We start from the raw sequence: 19,119 nt of genomic DNA, 5'->3' as shown, positions 1-19,119 counted from the left end.
TCAAACGTATGATGATCCCCTACAGATGGACTGTATACTTGTTAACTAAGGGGGCTTTTAAAAGAACAAACATTTTCAACTTAAAAAAGATGATCCTGTTCAATACAGAGATCATCTTCTTAAAGCTGCATAGTTTTTTTATTAAGGTTGAACTTTTTTAGTATTTGTATATAAAATAATCAAAATCCGCATGGAGCCCCTGACCAGTCGTATCCTGACATTGCATCCCAACGAATGCACCTGTGAAGAATCCACCGCCTTGAATATAATCATCAGACAGTTTATATGAATAAAGTGTTACAGGGATTACTGTCCATTCTTCTCCATCAAATGAGTAAGAGTACTCATAAACATTCGTTTTCACGTCTACACGAAGATACACATATTCAACATGTTCCGGAACGGTAATTTCGTTGCCTAGAAGAGGTTGATCGAACTTAAAATTATCACATGTTACTATTTCAAGAATTCTGCCCTTTGCTTCATTCCATGTAACTTGACATGAAGTCCAGTTTTGAGTGTTGTAATAGTTTACTAAACCAGCTGATTGATGGAATGTATTTGGATTAAATGCTACTTTTGTTTCTGCAGTAAAGTTAAAATGTTGCCAGCGTCTTGCTATAAATGACTGAGTAAACTTAGATGTTAGGGATTCTCTTCCGTAAAGACGTAGATGCCCTGGATTGTCTTTTAGTGAAACGATCTTCTCTCCTAATGGAATTCTCAAGTTTTGAAAGTGATGGTTTAAGATTTCTAAGTCAAAGTCATCCTTCTCAAGGTAATCAATTTCCCATTTTACTTCATCTATTTTTGGTCCTTCTATTTCAAGTGAAGGACTATTCCCGCCTACAACATACGGCCAATCATTTTTCCACTCAAGCCTTTGAATAGCAGTTTCTCTTCCTAATGGACAGAAGCCTCTTGGATCTAACAATGGTTGTCCTTCTCTTGGTAATGGTCTGCCTGTTAAATGCACTAGGAACCATTCATCTGTATGCGTTTGAACAATTGATGCATGTCCTGCTTTTTGAAGGGGAATTCTTGGCGCATGGAATGACGAAATTAACGGATTTTCTGGGTGTACTTCATATGGACCTCTTAACTGTTTTGACCTAGCAATTGTAGCTTGGTGATCATATTTCGTACCGCCTTCTGCCGTTAATAAGTAATAGTAATCATTTATTTTGTATAAATGTGGTGCTTCCGTCAGTTTAATATCAGTTCCTTTAAAGATAACCTCTGCTTTACCCACCAATTTTTGTTCTTCTACACTGTATTCTTGTAATGAAATACCATAAAAAGGATGATTTCCTACGCGATGATCCCAAACCATATTAACTAAGTATTTTTTTCCATCCTCATCGTGGAATAGCGACGGATCAAATCCAGTACTATTTAAATAAATTGGATCTGACCATTCTCCATCAATCGTTTCACATGTTGCAAGATAGTTATGACAATCTTTCCATTGACCTTCAACTACTTTTACATCCGTGTAAATTAACCAAAACTGTCCGTCACGATAAGATAATGCTGGAGCCCAAATTCCGCCCGAATCTGGATTGCCTGTCATATTTAATTGACTTAAACGATTCAAAGGTCTTGATGCTAAGCGCCAATTCTTTAAATCCTTTGAGTGATAGATCCCTACTCCTGGAAACCATTCGAAGGTTGAAACTGCAATGTAATAATCTTCCCCTACTCGGCAAATACTTGGATCCGGATTAAATCCCGGTAAAATTGGATTACTAATTTTAGCCATTTTAAACTCCTCCATATGTATTTATATCGTTCAATACTTTACTTCTTTAATAAGCACCTTTAATAAAATCAGAAACATTCTTTTGATAGAAAAGCTCTAATTGATCTAATTCAGCTTTCGAAAAAGATTGTATATTCATTGCATCTAAGTTGGCACTCACTTGGCTTTCATTTCTAAATCCAGGAATTACACATGTAATTTCCTTATGATCTAAAATCCATCTAAGAGCCGCACTTGCCATTGATGATCTTCCTTCAGCAATCCAATTAATTCGGTTTGCCAACTCTACTCCTTTTTTAAAACCTAAGCCTGCAAATGTTTCCCCGATATTAAAGGCCGCTCCATTTTCATTAAAGTTTCGGTGGTCATCTTCTTCAAAAATATGGTCAGCCTTATACTTTCCAGACAAAAGTCCGCTGGCTAGTGGTAATCTTACAAGAACTCCAACTCCACGTTTATAAGCCTCAGGAAGTAATGCTTCTAATGGCTTTTGTCTAAAAATATTAAAGATAACTTGTAAGCTTTTCACATTCGGGTTTTCTAAACAAATCATCCCTTCTTCAACCGTTTCAACGCTAACCCCGTAATGACGGATTTTCCCTTCACTTTTTAAGCGGTCAAGTACATCAAATACTTGTCCATCCTTTAAAATTTCAGTTGCTGGGCAATGTACTTGATATAAATCAATCACATCTCGGTTTAATCGTTTAAGACTACCCTCACAATAAGCCTTAACCGCTTCATATGAGTAATTATCCGATGAAAAGATATCACCTCTCCGGCAAAATTTTGTTCCTATATAAACTTTATCTTCTAGTCCTTTTGTGGCTTTAGCTAATAGTTCTTCGCTATGACCATCACCATAAACATCTGCAGTATCAAAAAAATTTACACCTTGATCGATTGCATGTTGTAAGGATTTTAAAGCTGTTGCATCATCTGTTTTTCCCCATGCTCCACCAATTGCCCAAGTTCCAAAACTTACCTCACTAATCATTAAACCTGTATTACCAAGTTCTCGATAATTCAAGTGAAACTCCTCCTCTAATGCAATCTAACGTCTTATACTACTTTCTAAATTCAGATAACATTCTATTTAGTTCCTTCGTGCTAGAATAAACTTGCTTATAAATTGAATAAAGCTTCTCATATTGCTTAACATTTTCACTAACTGGTTTATATGAAGTGACTGGCTTGATGAACTCTTCTGCACAAGCTTCTAATGATTCAAACCAATTACATCCATAAGCAGCAAGCATCGCTGCACCCATCCCAGGACCTTGCTCACTTGAAAGCTTAATAATTGTCGCATTAAAAATATCTGCTTGCATTTGAAGCCAAATAGGATTTTTTGCACCGCCACCAATTGAAATAATTGAATCAATCTTTTTACCATTGTTTCGGAAAATCTCAACTGACTCGTTTAATGAAAAAGTAATACCTTCCATGACAGCCCTCGCAAAGTCACTTCTCTTATGTGCTGCATCCATACCGATAAAACATCCTCTTATAACTGAATCAGCATGAGGCGTTCTTTCACCAACTAAATACGGAGTAAACATTAAACCATTTGATCCAATTGAAACACGATCGACATCCTCTAAAAGTTGATTAAAATTTACACTCTCAGCAAAAGTATCTTTGAACCAACTTAATGAAAATCCTGCCGCTAGCGTTACACCCATTGAATAGAAAGCATCTTCTTTACCATGGTTAAAATAATGAACTTTACCTTTGAAGTCATGTTCAGCGTGCTCTTCATAAGAAAGAACAACTCCTGAAGTACCAATACTACATAGCGTATTACCTTCTTTTAAAATACCTGAGCCAATTGCGCCACATGCATTATCAGCTCCCCCTGCAAATACTTTCACTTCACGACTAAGTCCCGTCAAATTAGAAACCTCTTTTGTAATTGTTCCAACGCAATGATGAGACTCGACGATTGGTGGACAAAGTTGCAGAGGAATATCAAATTTAGTACATAGTTGTTCACTCCACTGCTTTTCTTTTACATTTAAAAGTAATGTACCGGCAGCATCTGAGTATTCAGTATGAATTTCTCCTGTCAGACGAAAACGAAGATAGTCTTTAGGAAGTAAAAATACTGCTGCCTGCTGATAAATTTCTGGTTCATATTCCTTTACCCATAAAAGCTTTGGTAAGGTAAATCCTTCTAGCGCTGGATTTTTTGTTATTTCAAGTAAACATTCTTTACCTACTATTGAATTGATCTGTTCACATTGCTCAGTCGTTCTTGTATCATTCCATAAAATTGCATTACGAAGGCTTTCATTTTCTTTATTCAATAGCACTAGACCATGCATTTGACCAGAAAAACTAATCCCTTCTATATCATTTGGGTGACCATTAAAGTCTCTAACTAGTTCGGTGAGTCCGTCGATTGTTTTTTCAAACCATTCCTCTGGATTTTGTTCACTATACCCGGATTTCTCCTGTATTAATGGATAGGTACGAGATACTTCTTGGCATACTTCTCCGGACTGATTAACTAATAAAATTTTTACAGCACTTGTACCTAAATCAATTCCTACTACATATTTCATAACAATCATCCTTTTATTGTTTTTGATCAAATCGTATGAGAAAAATGTGCTGGAAATTATAAATTTCCCAGCACATTTCATGGTCAAATGGTTTTTAAACTGTAGCGAATTCAGAAATCGCTTCTAATAAATATTGGTTTAGTACTGATTTAAGACGTTCTTCACGACCAGATTTATTTTGGATATCACTTAGATTTAACGCATATGCTTCAAGCGTATGGAAATTTGCTTTATTTTCTACGATCTCTTTACCAATACCGTAAGTAAAGCTGCTATAACGATCTTCAATAAAACTTTCAAATACTTTATCCTCAATTAGTTTATTAGCTACTAACGTGCCAATTGCAAAGCTATCCATTCCAGCGATATGTGCATGGAATAAATCTTCTACATCAAATGATCCTCTTCTTACTTTTGCATCAAAGTTCAGGCCGCCTTTTTCTAAGCCACCATTTTTTAAGATTTCATACATTGCTAATGTAGTAGAGTAAAGATCTGTAGGGAACTCATCTGTATCCCAACCGATTAACTTATCACCTTGGTTTGCATCAACTGAACCAAGCATTCCGTTTATTCGAGCTACGCGTAATTCATGCTCAAATGTATGCCCAGCAAGTGTCGCATGATTCGCTTCAATATTGAATTTAAAATGTTTCTCTAAACCATTAGCTTGTAAGAAAGCTAGTCCAGTTGCCACATCAAAGTCATATTGATGCTTCGTTGGTTCTTTTGGTTTTGGTTCAATTAAGAACTGACCATCGAAACCGATTTCTTTTGCATAATCTACAGCCATATGGAAGAAACGTGCAAGGTTGTCTTGCTCAAGCTTCATATCTGTATTCAAAAGCGTGTCATAACCTTCACGTCCACCCCAGAATACATAGTTAATTGCACCAAGCTCTTTTGCAATTTCTAATCCTTTTTTCACTTTTGCAGCTGAATATGCAAATACGTCAGCGTTATTTGAAGTAGCAGCCCCATTTACATAGCGAGGATGAGTAAACATATTTGCCGTATTCCAAAGTAATTTTGTTTTACTTGTTTTCATATATTCTTTTATCATCTCTACAATGACATCTAAGTTTTTATAAGTTTCACCTAATGTATTTCCTTCAGGTGCAACATCTGAATCATGGAAACAGAAGAAAGGAACATCTAACTTTTCATAAAACTCAAATGATGCTTCTACACGTGCTTTAGCAAGGTCCATTCCTTTTAAATGGTTCCAAGGACGTTGCATTGTACCTGCTCCAAATGGATCTGAACCATCTGCAGTAAATGTATGCCAGTAAGCAACTGAAAAACGAAGTAAATCCTCCATTTTTTGGCCATTAATTATTCTTTGTGGATCATAATATTTAAATGAAAATGGATTTTTTGATTTAGGACCTTCGAATTTGATTTTGTTAATATTAGTAAAGTAACTCATGTTTAATTCCTCCTAAAATAATAATTTTATATGTTATGACTTGTGTGAAACGACAATCCATGTGCGCAATACTTTCAAATCACCTGGCTCAATACCTTGTAAGCCAGTCAATTCTCTATTAACTCCAAGATTAGGGGCGTTAGTTACCCACGTATAGGGCTCTGGGCATAAAAAGCCACTTCTCCCATCTTTGTTATAAACAACCCAATGCTTAAAGCTTTGGTCAACTGTATAATTAATCTCAATTCCTGTTGATTTGTTTGTTATTTGTGCCGTCTGTAGGCCACTGTTATTAGGACTAGCTAAAAAAACATCATCTAACTCTAACCCGTACAAACTCATGCCTTCACCTAGCTCATACTTGTACTCAATATCTTCTAATTCTCCCGTTGGTAAAAATCGTTCATTTAGTTTCCAGCGTTTATCAACTGGAAGCTTGAAGATTGAAGTTTCTTCTGGAAATAAGAAACTAGTATGATAACCAAAGCCAAACGGTAAGACTTCATTACTTTTATTCATTATTTCTGCTCTTTTAGCGAATAAATTATCATTCAGAATAAAGCTCATCCTAATCACAAAATGATGCGGGAATTGCTCCATAACATCTTCATGCTTATTTGAATCAAACTCAGTAGTAATTTTCACTGTTTGCTTATTAACTTCTACACTGGAAATCGTCCACTTTCTTTTGTGAACAAAACCATGAATGTGATTCTGCTTGTCCATTTCATTCATTTCAAATTGATACGTTCTCTCTCCGAATCGAAACTTACCTTGATCGATTCGGTTTGGTGGGAACAAAATTGGTGTACCGTAGAGAACTGGATTAGCCAAATACTCTTCAGTTGAGTCTGGGACTCTTAAAAGCTCAGTATTTGATTTTTTATGAACCATGGAAATCAAGTTTGATCCCCATCCAGGAATAATGATAATCTCTAATTCACTATTACCTGCTTTTATCGCCGGTTCATCTAAAAAAGTGATTTCCTCAGCATAAGTATTCATCTAGATACCCCGTTCTGTCATATTTTCTACACTTAGACTTTACTAATCTTGCCTTGTCTTTCGTCTATGCGATTAAAACTGTACATACCACAGAACATGAAAATCCATGCAATTGATACGACACTAAAGAATGGTATTAGTCCTGGCTGATATAGTAGCAAAAATAATATAGCGATTAGACTAACTAGCATTAGTAAAGTAATGTGAAAATGAAAAACACTTAAAAAGAATGCGTTTTTTAAATAGTCTTTAAGACTAAATTCGTAATGTACATAAAGTGGGAAAATATATAGGAAAACCAATAAATAAACTGCTGCAATGATTAATAAAGGAATGATTAATATAAATTGGAGCATCCCTTCTATCATTCGAATGTAAAATACATCAAACGTTAAGAAGATACCACTACAAATGAATACCAAGCCAAGTTTATTAGAACTTTTAAATTCATTCAGGAAGACAGTTAGAAATGTTCTCCAAATCGGAAGTTCTGTTTCTTTTACGATCCATTTACGTACAATTGTAAAAAGGGCCACTGTTGCTGGGAAAAAACCAAATATGACCAGTCCAGCAATTGTAAAGAGGAACCATAGTAGATTGACATAGGCTAATTTCATAACCCACTCACATAACGTAAACAATTTTCCCATTGTTTTTCCGAGTATCATTTAATCACCCTCCTTTACGAATTCATCTATAGCATTATCTAATGGCGTTAACCTTTTACCGATCCAGAAGCAATTCCTTCTACAATTCGATTACTTAATATTAAGAAGGCAATTAGGATTGGTAGAATACTAATAACTAATGTAGCCCCAATTGCTCCCCAATCAGTCGTATACTGTCCAATAAAGTTTTGAATACCAACTGTGAGTGTTTTAAATTGATCTGAACTAATAAATGTATTCACGAAAACAAACTCATTCCAGTTGTAAATCATATTTATGATTGCTGCTGTAGCAATTACTGGTGATGTCATTGGTAAAGTAATCTTAAAAAAGATATGGTTAATTGATGCCCCGTCCATAATCGCTGCTTCTTCTACCTCCCTAGGGAGAGCCTCGTAAAAACCAATTAAAATCATAATCGTAATTGGCAAGTTAAAAGCTGTGTACGTAAGGATTACCGAGAGTGGATTATCAATTAAATTTATTTTTGTAAAAGTATTAAATAAAGGAATCAGCGTTGAATGGACCGGAATCATTAAACCAACCATAAATAACCCTAATACCCATTTACTTGCTTTCCAGTTCATTCTTGTAATTGCAAAGGTTACCATACTAGCTAATACAACTGTTAAAATAACGGCAGCAATTGTATAAGTTACACTATTAAAAAAATACTGACTAATATTTCCCTCAGTCCAAACTTTCGTATAATTCTCCCACTTTGGGCTTTCAGGTAAAGAAAAAGGTGACATATTAAACACTTCTTGGTTATTTTTTAATGAAAAAAGGAATAACCATACGATCGGAAATAGTTGAAAAATCGCTACGATTGTAAGGAAAAGATACATAAATCCGTAAGCAATTTTACTAAAAATACTATTTTTGCTACGGTCAGTTTTCTTTTCTGTTACAATGGCTTGAGATCCTGTAGCTCTTACCGTATCCACTTTAAATCCCCCTTCCTTTTAGTAAATATCGTTATTTGCTTCAGTAAACTTACGAATAATCCAAGTAACGACTAAACAAATAACTAATAAGAAAAATCCAATTGCACTTGCATATCCAAAGTCAAAACCTTTAAATGCTTTTTGATACATATAAGATGCCATTACTTCACTTGAACCGTTTGGCCCCCCACCTGTCATAACATAAATTAAATCAAAATATTTAAGTGATCCAACAACAGCAAGAACAATCGTTACTTTAACGACATTCATAATTAACGGTAATTTTATTTTCAATGCGATTTGAATTGGGGTCGCCCCGTCAATTCTTGCAGCTTCGATTAGAGAATCTGGAATATTTTTAAGAGCTGCATAGTAAATCAGAATATAAAAACCAGCGTACTGCCAAATAATCGGAATAATAATCGCATATAGTGCTAAGTTTGTATCTGCTAACCATGCCGGTGGATTATTAACCCCTAGAGAAACAAGTAAGCTATTTAGAATACCGTTAGTGGGATGATAGATTTTAAGCCAAAGCTGAGCAATTGCAACGGAAGCAAGCAGCATTGGAATAAGATAGATCTTTCTAAGAAGGTCTGCACCTTTTATTTTTCCGGCAAGTATAAATGAGATGAACAAGTAACCAATTAAACTAACTGCCGAAAATACCGCTAATAAAAAGGAGTGGAAAGCACTTTTCCAAAATAGAGGATCATGTAATAAGTGGGAGTAATTCTTTAAACCTATGAATTCCTTTTCCCCAATTCCATTCCATTTCATTAAGCCAAAGTATCCAGTTTGTACAATTGGAACGTAAATCAAAGCAAGGATTAGAAAAAGAGCTGGTGTAATATATAAGGCGATTATTTTTTTATTTGACATAGCTTTATTCATTTTGATTCAACTCCTTCCTTTCTATTTAAAAATCAAGGGCATATTCAATATGAAGCCATATGCCCTTTTCTTTTTGTACATTAGAATTTATTTTTCTTCTGCTTTTAAAGCTTCTTCATGTTGTTTTGCAAAATCTTTTGGTTTTACTTCATTTCCAAATAAAGATTGAATTAAGTTTAAGTGAGTCTCCGCTACAGAAGCACTCATTTGAACATCAGCAAATAGTGTTAGGTTGCTAGCTTTATTTAATTCATTTAACACGTCAATATATAACGGTGGTAAATTTACTTTTGAAGTATCAACCTTTGTCGCAGGAATTACACCCGCTTTTTCAACAGATTGCTCTCCCCACTTCTCTACAAAAAATTTCACAAAGTCTTTAGCTTCAGCTTTAACTTTTGAATGTTCTGCTACGAATAAACCAACACCAGGTCCACCAACCCAGCTATTAATATTTCCTTTTCCGCCTTCATAGGTAGGGAATTTAAAGAAACCTACATTGTCTCGGAAATCTTTAGGAATTTCTTCATTTGTCGTAAAGTTTGGAAGCTCCCAAGTTCCCATTAAGTACATAGCTGCATGTCCATTTAAGAATTCAGATTTACCCTCATCATTAGATAATCCATTAAAACCTTTATTAAATGCTTTTTCTTTCACTAAGTTTTGAACCTCTGTTGCCGCTGTTACAAGTGCAGGATCCTCGAATGTTCCTGTACGGTTAATTGCTTTGTTTAATACATCAGCTCCACCAATTCTGTCTGCTAAATACATATACCAAAGTGAACCTGTCCAACGATCTTTATTTCCTAAAGCAATAGGAGCAACTCCATTTTTAGCAAGTGTTTTAACAACATTTTGGAATTCGCTATAAGTTTGTGGTACTTGAAGATTATATTTTTCAAAAATTGCTTTATTGTAATAAATTGGAGCGATGTTTAGTTCTAGAGGTAATCCATATGTTTTACCATCAACTGCATATGCTTCTGTTGTTCCACTTACAAATGAATCTTTTAGTCCGTTATTTAACACATCATCTAAATCAGCAAAAAGGCCACCTTTTACAAATGGTTTCATATATCCTGCTGCCCATGTAAACCCAACATCAGGAAGTTCGTTAGACGAAGAAAGAACTTTAATCTTATTCTTGTATTGCTCATTTTCAAGAACTTCTACCTCGATTTTTACATCCTTATGTTCAGCCTCATATTGCTTAATAATGTCAGAGACAATTAAGTTTTGTTGCTTAGAACTTCCAGCCGGCCAAAGATGCATAAACTTAATTACCTTTTTGGAACCGCTTTCAGTTGAGGCGTTATTCGATTTACCACAGCCAGTTAAAGCAACCATAAGAATAAGGACTAATGCTAACATTAATGAAGACGCTTTCTTAAACATGTCAAACCTCCATTTTTTGAATTTTTCGTTACAAGTAAATTCTAGCACTAAAAAAAAAACGCGGTAAGGTAACCACGATTGGATAAAATTCCACTATTTTTGGATTAGTGCATCATCAAGTTCTGACATTTTTCTAAATTTACTAGGGGTAATACCCTCGTAATCCTTAAAGATCTTAATGAAATATTTAGCTGTTTGATAGCCTACTTCTAGTGCAATTTCTTCAATTTGCAAATCAGTTGTCAGTAGCCGATTTTTTGCAATTTGTAATCTCTTTCTAGTCAAATACTCACTAAACGTTAACCCCACCTGCTCTTTAAATAACACACTAAAATAACTCGCATTTAGGTGTACCGCTTCTGCAACATCCTTTAATGAAATTTGATTACTTATATTCTGATTAATAAATACTTTAGCTGACTTAATTGAATTAGAGCGATTATGAACTTGATCTAGCTTTAATAATTTCTGATCAGTCACTTTTTCCATATACTCAATCCGTTCATTATTCGCTTCCTTTTCAAGCGCTTGCTCAATAGCCTCAATTAATTTTTGTTTACTTACCGGTTTTAATAAATAATTTACAACTCCTAGACGAATAGCCTCCTGGGCATATTCGAAGTCAGGGTGTCCAGAAATAATAATGGAAACAAACTTATGACCTTTGTCCTTTAGGGTTTTTAAAAGCTCTAAACCATTCATTTCTGGCATACAAATATCAGTTACTAATAAATGAATTTTTGTTCTGCTCATCTGTTCAAATGTTTCTTGACCATTTGCCGCACTCAGAATTTCAAATTTACCATTTGACCATTTCTCTAATGTTTTTTTTAATCCTTGTCTAGTCACTTGTTCATCATCAACAATTAGAATCGTCTTTGTATCCAAATTATTCTCCACCTTTGTCTGGAACTTCGAATAATACAGTTGTACCTTTACCGACCTCACTTTCTAAATGAAGGCCTCTTAAGTCATAACCTTCGTAATATAATTTAATTCTTTTATTTACATTAGTAAGTGCCATCCCGATCCCTTTAAAGGATGACATATTATCATTTTTAATTGCTAGATTAAGAGCATCAAGGGCTTCTCGATCAATCCCTGGTCCATTGTCATGAACAATTACTAATAAATTAGAAGTGTCCTCAATTCTTTCAATCTTGACTAATACAAGCCCTTGTTCCCGACTACTCTCAATACCATGCATAATAGCGTTTTCAACTAAAGGTTGGATTAACAGTTTAGGTATTTTAATGGCTAATAGATTAGGCTCAACAGATATCTCCCATAACAACCGTTCTCCTAATCTCATTTTCATAATTTGTAAATATCGTTCAATTTGGTCAAGAGCAGCTTGTATAGTTACCCATTCACTACTGTTTGCGTTACCAATTGTATAGCGAAATAATCCTGACATTGCAATCACTATTTCTGCTAAATCATCCTCACCTCTATCATCTAAAGACCAATAAAGTGCATTTAGCGTATTATATAGGAAATGCGGATCAATTTGGGCTTGTAGTGCCTTCAACTCAGTTTGACTACGAAGTAATTCTTTTTCATAAACGACCTGTATTAAATGATTGGTGTTTTCTACCATCTGATTATACGTTCTATTTAATTCAATAATTTCTAATGAAGCTGCGCTTTCCTTGTTAATTTTCAATTCGTCCATTTTCGCATTCTTCATTGTATTTGTAAGTTTCTTTATCGGTCTTGTAATCATTGTTGCTAGAATAATGGATGACACGACAAAAATGATAAAACCAATTGCGCCAGATAAAAGAGTTACTTTTCTTACCGGTGTTACTCTCTCATTTAAAAAGCTTGTAGGTTTTAAAATAACAAGCGTCCAGCCTGTTTTTGTAGATGTTTGTGTGACAATCATATATTGCTTTTTATTTACTTTTATCGATTCGTATCCTTCTACTAAAAATTTTTGAATATCAATGCCATAATTATCCGTTATCGGAGTTAAATCCCTATCAAGAAGCATCATATAATCCTTCTCCCCAGGAGATAAATTACTTTCTTCAACTTGAAAGTAACTATTAAGAATTCTTACTACTAAATAGCCTCCATTTGAAAACCAGCGATCCATTAAGCTTACCCTTCTTATTGCATAAGAATAGTTACTATTTTTAGGATCTTTTCCTACCCACACTAATCTTCCTTTCTCAGCTTCCGCTTCCTTTACCCATTTCTCATCGATTACACTAGATAAATTTTTTTCACCGAATGGAAAAATACGATTACCTTCCGAAGAATATAACTCGAAAGAAGAGATTCCATTTGAATAAGCTAAAAAGTTATTTATTACTCTAATTAATGATTGTCTTTTCGCAAAATCAACACTTTCTCCGTTTTTCAATCCAAGTAATATTTGCTGAACTGTCTCGTTAGTCATTAATTGATTTGACAAAGTATCAATTTGCTTATACAAGGTTTCCATTCTTCCGTTTGCTTCAACAGCCGTTTGTTTGATTTGTTTCTCTGTTGTATCTTTCATTAAAGTTCCAACTTGGTTATATACCATTATGGATACAATCGATAAAACAATCACCATAACAATCAAGAAAACTGCCAATATTTGATTTCGTAAAGTGTTTAATTTTCTGATCCGTAGTCTAAATTTGAGGATTTTAATCACCTCTTCAGTAGTAAGATAATGTAAGGGCTTTATATTAAAATAATCATACTATATTTAGCATTAGTCTGAATATTAAAAACACCTACCTAGTAATAACTACCAGATAGGTGAAATTAATCTTGAGATAATAGTTAGTTTAAATGAAAACAACACAAAAAAGGGAACCTAAACATTTGATGTTGAGGCTCCCTTTTCTACTTCCTTATTTACTATTCATTTACACCTACCCTGTCACTTATTAATTTGTCCAACTTTACTCCATTCTGCCTCCTGAAGAGTTCTCCATAAAATTTTCCCGCTTGCAGTAGTTGGTAATCGATCAATAAACTCGACATGTCTTGGATATTTATAGTTAGCCATATGCTCTTTAGACCAATCGATAATGTCATCCTCACTGACTTTGCCTAAATAATTTGGATTTAAGATTATATATGCCTTTACTGTTTCTCCCCTTTTTTCATCTGGCTTACTAACAACACATGCTTGTTGAATAGCCGGATGTTTATATAATAGGTTCTCCACCTCAGTTGGCCATACTTTAAAGCCTGACGCGTTAATCATCCTTTTAACACGGTCAACGATAAAATAGTACCCTTCATCATCAAACCGACCAATATCTCCTGTACGGAAAAATAGTTTTCCGTCTATTTCTATAAAAGCTTCATTCGTTTCTTCTGGTCGATTAAAGTAGCCTTTAAATACTTGTGGTCCATTGACAATAATCTCACCAACCTCACCAACACCTAACTGTTTCATTGTTAATGGGTCGATAATTCTGGCGTCTACGTCAAATGACGGAATTCCAAGACATTGAAGTTTTGGTCGATCTGGTGGATTAAAATGCGTCTGAGCAATTGTTTCAGATAATCCATACCCTTCTACAAACTTTAAACCTGTTAATTGGAAAAGTTGCTCTCCTACTGCTTCTGGTAGAGGAGCCCCTCCACCTGCAATATTTACAAGGGACTTGATGTCGTCAGTATTTAAACTTGGATTTGATAAAAAGTCGATTAGCATAGTACTTATATTTACCCAATGAGTACATTGATAGTGTTTAATCAGTTTGCATGCATGGCTTCGATTCCATCTAGTTAGCAATACCATACTTGAACCAGTGAGAATCGGAGTATGCATTCCATGAACCATTCCTGTAACATGGAATAGAGGTAAAGTTGAAAAACTAACGGCATTTGCAGAAATATTCATCCAAACAGCAGATCCTACTACATTTGCTTGTACCGTTTTATGCGTATGAATACAGCCTTTCGGTAAACCTGTTGTTCCTGAAGTATATGGAAGAACTGCAACATCTTCTGAATTACCTTCATAAAGTGATGGAGTGAGCTGTGTTTGTATAGCATCCTCCCAATAAAATAGATTTTTATTTTGATAAACTTTCTTTGACTCAGTTATTTCTGCCGTTAAATCGGAAACTAAAGGAATGGTTGGTAAGTATTCAGAGTAAACTGCAACGACTAAATTCTCTAATTCAGTTGTAGCTTGTAAAGGTTCAATTTGAGAGGTTAGTTCTTGGCCAATGATTGCGGTTTTAATTTTACAATCATTTAGATAAAATTCAAGTTCATTAGTGGTGTTCATCGGGTTAATTGGTACTACAATTCCTCTTACTCTTAATATTGCATAAAAGGCGATCACGTATTGAGGTGAGTTTTGCATATAAAGCATTACACGTTCACCAGGGGATATTTCTAACTTATGCTCAAGATATCCTGCTAAATAATCAACCTCTTCAAGAAGCTGCTTATACGTTTTTGATGCGCCATAATACTCTATGGCAGTTTTATTTGGATATCTTTTTGCTGAAACGACTAAATTATCATAAAGTGTTGTCTCAGGTAAAGTTAAAGATTTAGAAACCCTTTTTGGCCAATGTGCAAAATGTGAAGTACTCATAAATTTCCCCTTTCGCTTATGTACCTTATTAATATTAAATTTTAATACTGACATCTCTTTCTTGTATGTATACAAATGTTAGTCATTAACAAAAAAGTACAGGGCAATTTAATAAAATAACCACCAGAACAGAAAACGCTTACAAATCATTTGATTTAAATAGGATCTCCTGAAAATTAACTGAAAGTAAATTACAAAGTGAGGTATTTGCTAAGTTTAGTGTGGAAAGGAAATGTGTGGAATAGTAAAATATGATCAATATTGTTAACTTTAGACTTTATTATAATGGAAAAGCTTAAATGAATAAATAGTTTTTTGAAAATTTAAAAAATACTTAGTTTGAGTATCCAAAATTTTTTTAGTAAAATCACATACAATTACCACTTTTCTATGTTTCAATTAATAACAAGTGAGGTGTTAGCATATGAGAATTGGAATAATCGGTCTAGGAGATATAGCTACAAAGGCATATCTACCAGTTCTTTCTGAAAAAGAAAATATCGAGTTAGTGCTATGTACAAGAAATAATGAAAAACTGGGCTTTTTATCAAACAAATATCGGATCGTTGAAACAGTAAATTCAGTAGAAGATTTGTTAGAAAAGAATATTCATGCAGCATTTGTTAGTACAGCTACGGAAGCTCATTATTTGATAACTAAAAAGTTATTATCAAATGGTATAAACGTTTATATCGATAAGCCCATTTCATTGAACTTTAGTGAAACTGAACAAATTGTAAATCTGGCCAGGAAACAAGGAAAAATAGCGATGGTTGGTTTCAATAGACGATTTATCCCTAGAGTAAGAGAGCTGACTATGCATGGAAAAGCTAACTTAATAATCATGCAAAAAAATAGATTTAACTTTCCTGAATATACTAGAAGATTTGTTGTAGAGGATTTTATTCATGTAGTAGACACACTTAGGTATTTAATGTCCACTAATGTAGTTGATTTAAAAGTAAACTTCTTAAAAAAAGATAATATGCTCGAACACTTAGTCATCCATCTTATAGGAGAAGGTTGCACGGCAATTGGAATAATGAACAGAAATAATGGTGTTACGGAAGAAATTATTGAATATATGACACCACAAAATAAATATGTAGTAAGTAGTTTAGTCGAAACAACCCATTATCATAATAAAGAAATAAATATTACGAAATTTGGTGATTGGGAACCAACCTTATATAAACGCGGATTTTACCAAATAGTTGACCACTTTCTCGACTGTTTAAAACAGAATAAAACCCCAGATCCTTCAATAGATGATTCCTTAATCACTCACGAAATTTGTGAAAGAATCGTTCAGTATATCGATTCTAATACTTATTAAATGAAAAAACCCGAATAGTAGACATTGATGTGTCTAATTATTCGGGTTATATTTGTTAATTATTCTTGTTCAGCCATTGCATCTTTAGGAGTACCGAATAAATACGTTAGAACGAAACCACCAGCGTAACCAGCAAGTAATCCGATCAAATATTTAATCCACATTCCGTGCGCAATAAGTGGAACTAACGCTAGACCTGAAGGACCGATTGCAATTGCTCCAACATGACCAAGCATTCCTATTACTGCACCTCCAATACCACCACCGATACAAGCAGTGATAAATGGACGACCAAGAGGTAATGTAACACCATAAATTAATGGTTCACCAATACCTAAAATACCTACTGGAAGAGCACCTTTAATCATATTTGATAATGATTTATTCTTTTTGCAACGTAACCATAATGCTAATGCTGCACCAACTTGTCCTGCACCTGCCATTGCAAGGATTGGTAACAAATCTGTTGCACCTGTTGTATTAATTAATTCGATATGAATCGGTGTTAATACTTGATGTAAACCTAACATTACTAATGGTAAGAATCCCATACCTAATATAAATCCTGCCAAAATACCGCCTTTTGAAATAACCCAGTTAATTGAGCCAATTAAGTTATCAGAAATAAATCCTGCAAATGGCATGATGAAGAAAATTGTTAGCAAACCTACTACTAATAAAGCAATCATAGGTGTAATAATAATATCTAAAGAATCTGGAATCACTTTACGTAATTGTTTTTCTAAAAGTGATAATAAATAGACTGCAAGTAGTACACCAATAATACCACCTTGTCCTGGAGCCAATGGTTCACCATTAAAGATATTTTTAATTGGTTGATCAGGAAGCATACCTGTTAAAAGTGTTACCCCACCAATTACTCCACCTAGGGATGGTGTCGCCCCGAATTCCTTCGCTGCGTTAATACCAACATAAATTGCTAAATAAGCAAAAATTGCGTTTTTAATTACATTTAAAACTGTTACATATTGTGACCAAGTAGCCACCTCTAGATTTCCAGCAGTAATATTATTTAATAAAACTGAAGCAATACCAGCAATTAAACCTGCACCTACGAATGCTGGAATTAATGGAATAAAGATATTACCGACTTTTCGTAAGAAGTTTTTAAAAGGTGTATTATTTTTCTTTTTTAACTCAGCTTTAAGATCTGATCCTTTTTCTTTTAAAGCCGCTGATGAAGTTCCTTGTTTTCCCGATGAGCTGTTTTTCAGATGACCAAATTGCTCTGCAACTTTAGTTACTGTACCAGGACCTAAAATAATTTGGTATGTCTCATCATCAACAGTTCCCAAAACACCGTTAATTTTTTTAACTTGATCTTCATTGATTAAACTACGATCAGCCACATTAACACGAAGTCTTGTCATACAATTCGTATATGAAACTACATTATCTGTACCACCGATCGCATCAGCGATTTCAGAAGCTATTCTTTGATATTTATCCATCTTCTTCTCCTCCAAAAATTTATTTTTGTATCGCTTTTCGAACAAATCCTTCTGATTTTTTCAATTGCTCAATTGCTTGCTCATAACTAAATCCTGTAAGAATCATAACGATTGCTACTTTTGGACTTTGATTCGACTTCGTTAAATACTCTTCTGCAATTTCATACGTACAAGAAGTTGCTTCCATTACAATACGCTTTGAACGCTCAACTAGTTTTTCATTTGTTGATTGAACATCAACCATTAGGTTACCGTATACTTTACCTATACCAACCATTGAAGCTGTAGATAACATATTACATACTAACTTTTGAGAAGTACCGGCCTTTAATCTAGTTGAACCTGTTAATACTTCAGGTCCATTAACAACTTCGATTGCTATTTCTGCTTCTTGTCCTATCTTTGATCCTTTGTTACAACTAACCGCTACAGTTGAAGCACCAACTTCTTTGGCGTATTTTAAACCACCAATAACATAAGGCGTACGACCACTTGCTGCAATTCCAACTACAATATCATTTTTACTTAACTTAATTTCCTTTAAATCTTCAACTGCTAGTTCTTCGCTATCCTCTGCGCCTTCAACTGCTTTTATAAAAGCCTTTTCTCCCCCTGCAATTAACCCCACTACCTCTTCTGGGCTTGTTCCAAAAGTAGGAGGACATTCCACTGCATCTAAAAGTCCAATACGGCCACTTGTACCAGCACCTATATAAATCAAGCGACCTCCATTTTTGAAAGCAGTTACAATTTTTTCAACAGCTTTAGAAATATTAGGAATTTCATTTCGAACGGCAGCAGCAACCTTAGCATCCTCTTCGTTCATTACGGTTAAAAATTCTTCTATAGACATCTCATCTAAATTCATTGTTTTTTCATTTCTTGTCTCGGTTGTTAAATTCTCAAGCATGTTCGCTTCACCTCAAGTAATTTTTTAAAACTAAATTTAATTTCATGTATATTATAACTATCTTTGAAATAAAATTTCAACATTAAAATCCATTAGGAAGAAATTTCATATTATTAATTCGTATTTTTGTTCAAATAAATGTCATATTCATAAAACCCCTACTAACACTT

The 19,119-nt window shown here is 34.2% G+C and carries 15 protein-coding genes; 1 reads left to right on the top strand and 14 read right to left on the bottom strand.

Annotated elements, in window-relative coordinates; translation table 11 throughout:
- Positions 1–157 precede the first annotated feature (157 nt).
- From ACSBO6_RS00345 to ACSBO6_RS00290, 12 genes are all read right to left on the bottom strand, one after another.
- Positions 158–1,762, bottom strand: coding sequence for a glycoside hydrolase family 43 protein (locus tag ACSBO6_RS00345; protein ID WP_098844540.1), 1,605 nt, complete (start codon positions 1,760–1,762; stop codon positions 158–160).
- Between the two features lie 46 nt (positions 1,763–1,808).
- Entirely contained in the window at positions 1,809–2,792 is a 984-nt protein-coding gene (locus ACSBO6_RS00340) for an aldo/keto reductase (RefSeq protein ID WP_098844537.1), read from the bottom strand.
- 37 nt (positions 2,793–2,829) lie between these two features.
- A complete protein-coding gene (xylB, locus tag ACSBO6_RS00335; protein WP_498843977.1) occupies positions 2,830–4,329 on the bottom strand; it encodes a xylulokinase in 1,500 nt (499 codons plus the stop codon).
- A gap of 94 nt (positions 4,330–4,423) precedes the next feature.
- Positions 4,424–5,758, bottom strand: coding sequence for a xylose isomerase (xylA, locus tag ACSBO6_RS00330; RefSeq protein ID WP_098844534.1), 1,335 nt, complete (start codon positions 5,756–5,758; stop codon positions 4,424–4,426).
- Between the two features lie 33 nt (positions 5,759–5,791).
- Positions 5,792–6,763 carry an aldose 1-epimerase gene (locus ACSBO6_RS00325; RefSeq protein ID WP_098844531.1) on the bottom strand — a complete coding sequence of 324 codons (972 nt, stop codon included), beginning with the start codon at positions 6,761–6,763 and terminating at the stop codon, positions 5,792–5,794.
- Between the two features lie 32 nt (positions 6,764–6,795).
- Positions 6,796–7,431 carry a YesL family protein gene (locus tag ACSBO6_RS00320; RefSeq protein WP_098844528.1) on the bottom strand — a complete coding sequence of 212 codons (636 nt, stop codon included), beginning with the start codon at positions 7,429–7,431 and terminating at the stop codon, positions 6,796–6,798.
- A 47-nt stretch (positions 7,432–7,478) separates the two neighbouring features.
- Positions 7,479–8,306: a carbohydrate ABC transporter permease gene (locus ACSBO6_RS00315; RefSeq protein WP_286138244.1), complete on the bottom strand. Its 828-nt coding sequence runs from the start codon at positions 8,304–8,306 to the stop codon at positions 7,479–7,481.
- Between the two features lie 90 nt (positions 8,307–8,396).
- Complete coding sequence (locus ACSBO6_RS00310; RefSeq protein WP_098844525.1) at positions 8,397–9,272, bottom strand: carbohydrate ABC transporter permease; 876 nt, start codon at positions 9,270–9,272, stop codon at positions 8,397–8,399.
- 87 nt (positions 9,273–9,359) lie between these two features.
- Complete coding sequence (locus ACSBO6_RS00305; protein ID WP_098844522.1) at positions 9,360–10,667, bottom strand: extracellular solute-binding protein; 1,308 nt, start codon at positions 10,665–10,667, stop codon at positions 9,360–9,362.
- Between the two features lie 93 nt (positions 10,668–10,760).
- Entirely contained in the window at positions 10,761–11,555 is a 795-nt protein-coding gene (locus ACSBO6_RS00300) for a response regulator transcription factor (protein WP_498843976.1), read from the bottom strand.
- A 1-nt stretch (position 11,556) separates the two neighbouring features.
- A complete protein-coding gene (locus ACSBO6_RS00295; protein WP_498843975.1) occupies positions 11,557–13,176 on the bottom strand; it encodes a sensor histidine kinase in 1,620 nt (539 codons plus the stop codon).
- Between the two features lie 372 nt (positions 13,177–13,548).
- The gene (locus ACSBO6_RS00290) at positions 13,549–15,231 is read right to left on the bottom strand and encodes a long-chain fatty acid--CoA ligase (protein ID WP_498843974.1); all 1,683 of its coding nucleotides are present in this window, start codon (positions 15,229–15,231) and stop codon (positions 13,549–13,551) included.
- 424 nt (positions 15,232–15,655) lie between these two features.
- Between ACSBO6_RS00290 and ACSBO6_RS00285 the strand changes: the two genes are divergently transcribed.
- Positions 15,656–16,567 carry a Gfo/Idh/MocA family protein gene (locus ACSBO6_RS00285; protein WP_498843973.1) on the top strand — a complete coding sequence of 304 codons (912 nt, stop codon included), beginning with the start codon at positions 15,656–15,658 and terminating at the stop codon, positions 16,565–16,567.
- Positions 16,568–16,626: 59 nt separating this feature from the next.
- On the opposite strand, the gene ACSBO6_RS00280 is transcribed toward ACSBO6_RS00285, so the two are convergent.
- On the bottom strand, positions 16,627–18,039 hold the full coding sequence (locus ACSBO6_RS00280; protein WP_498843972.1) for a PTS transporter subunit EIIC: 1,413 nt from the start codon (positions 18,037–18,039) through the stop codon (positions 16,627–16,629).
- Between the two features lie 19 nt (positions 18,040–18,058).
- The gene (gene murQ / locus ACSBO6_RS00275; RefSeq protein ID WP_098844508.1) at positions 18,059–18,949 is read right to left on the bottom strand and encodes an N-acetylmuramic acid 6-phosphate etherase; all 891 of its coding nucleotides are present in this window, start codon (positions 18,947–18,949) and stop codon (positions 18,059–18,061) included.
- Between the last annotated feature and the right edge of the window lie 170 nt (positions 18,950–19,119).

It is taken from the genome of Bacillus sp. AL-1R (genome assembly GCF_052180195.1).
Classification (GTDB): Bacteria; Bacillota; Bacilli; order Bacillales; family Bacillaceae_G; genus Gottfriedia.
This window is presented reverse-complemented; position numbering and strand designations above follow the sequence as displayed.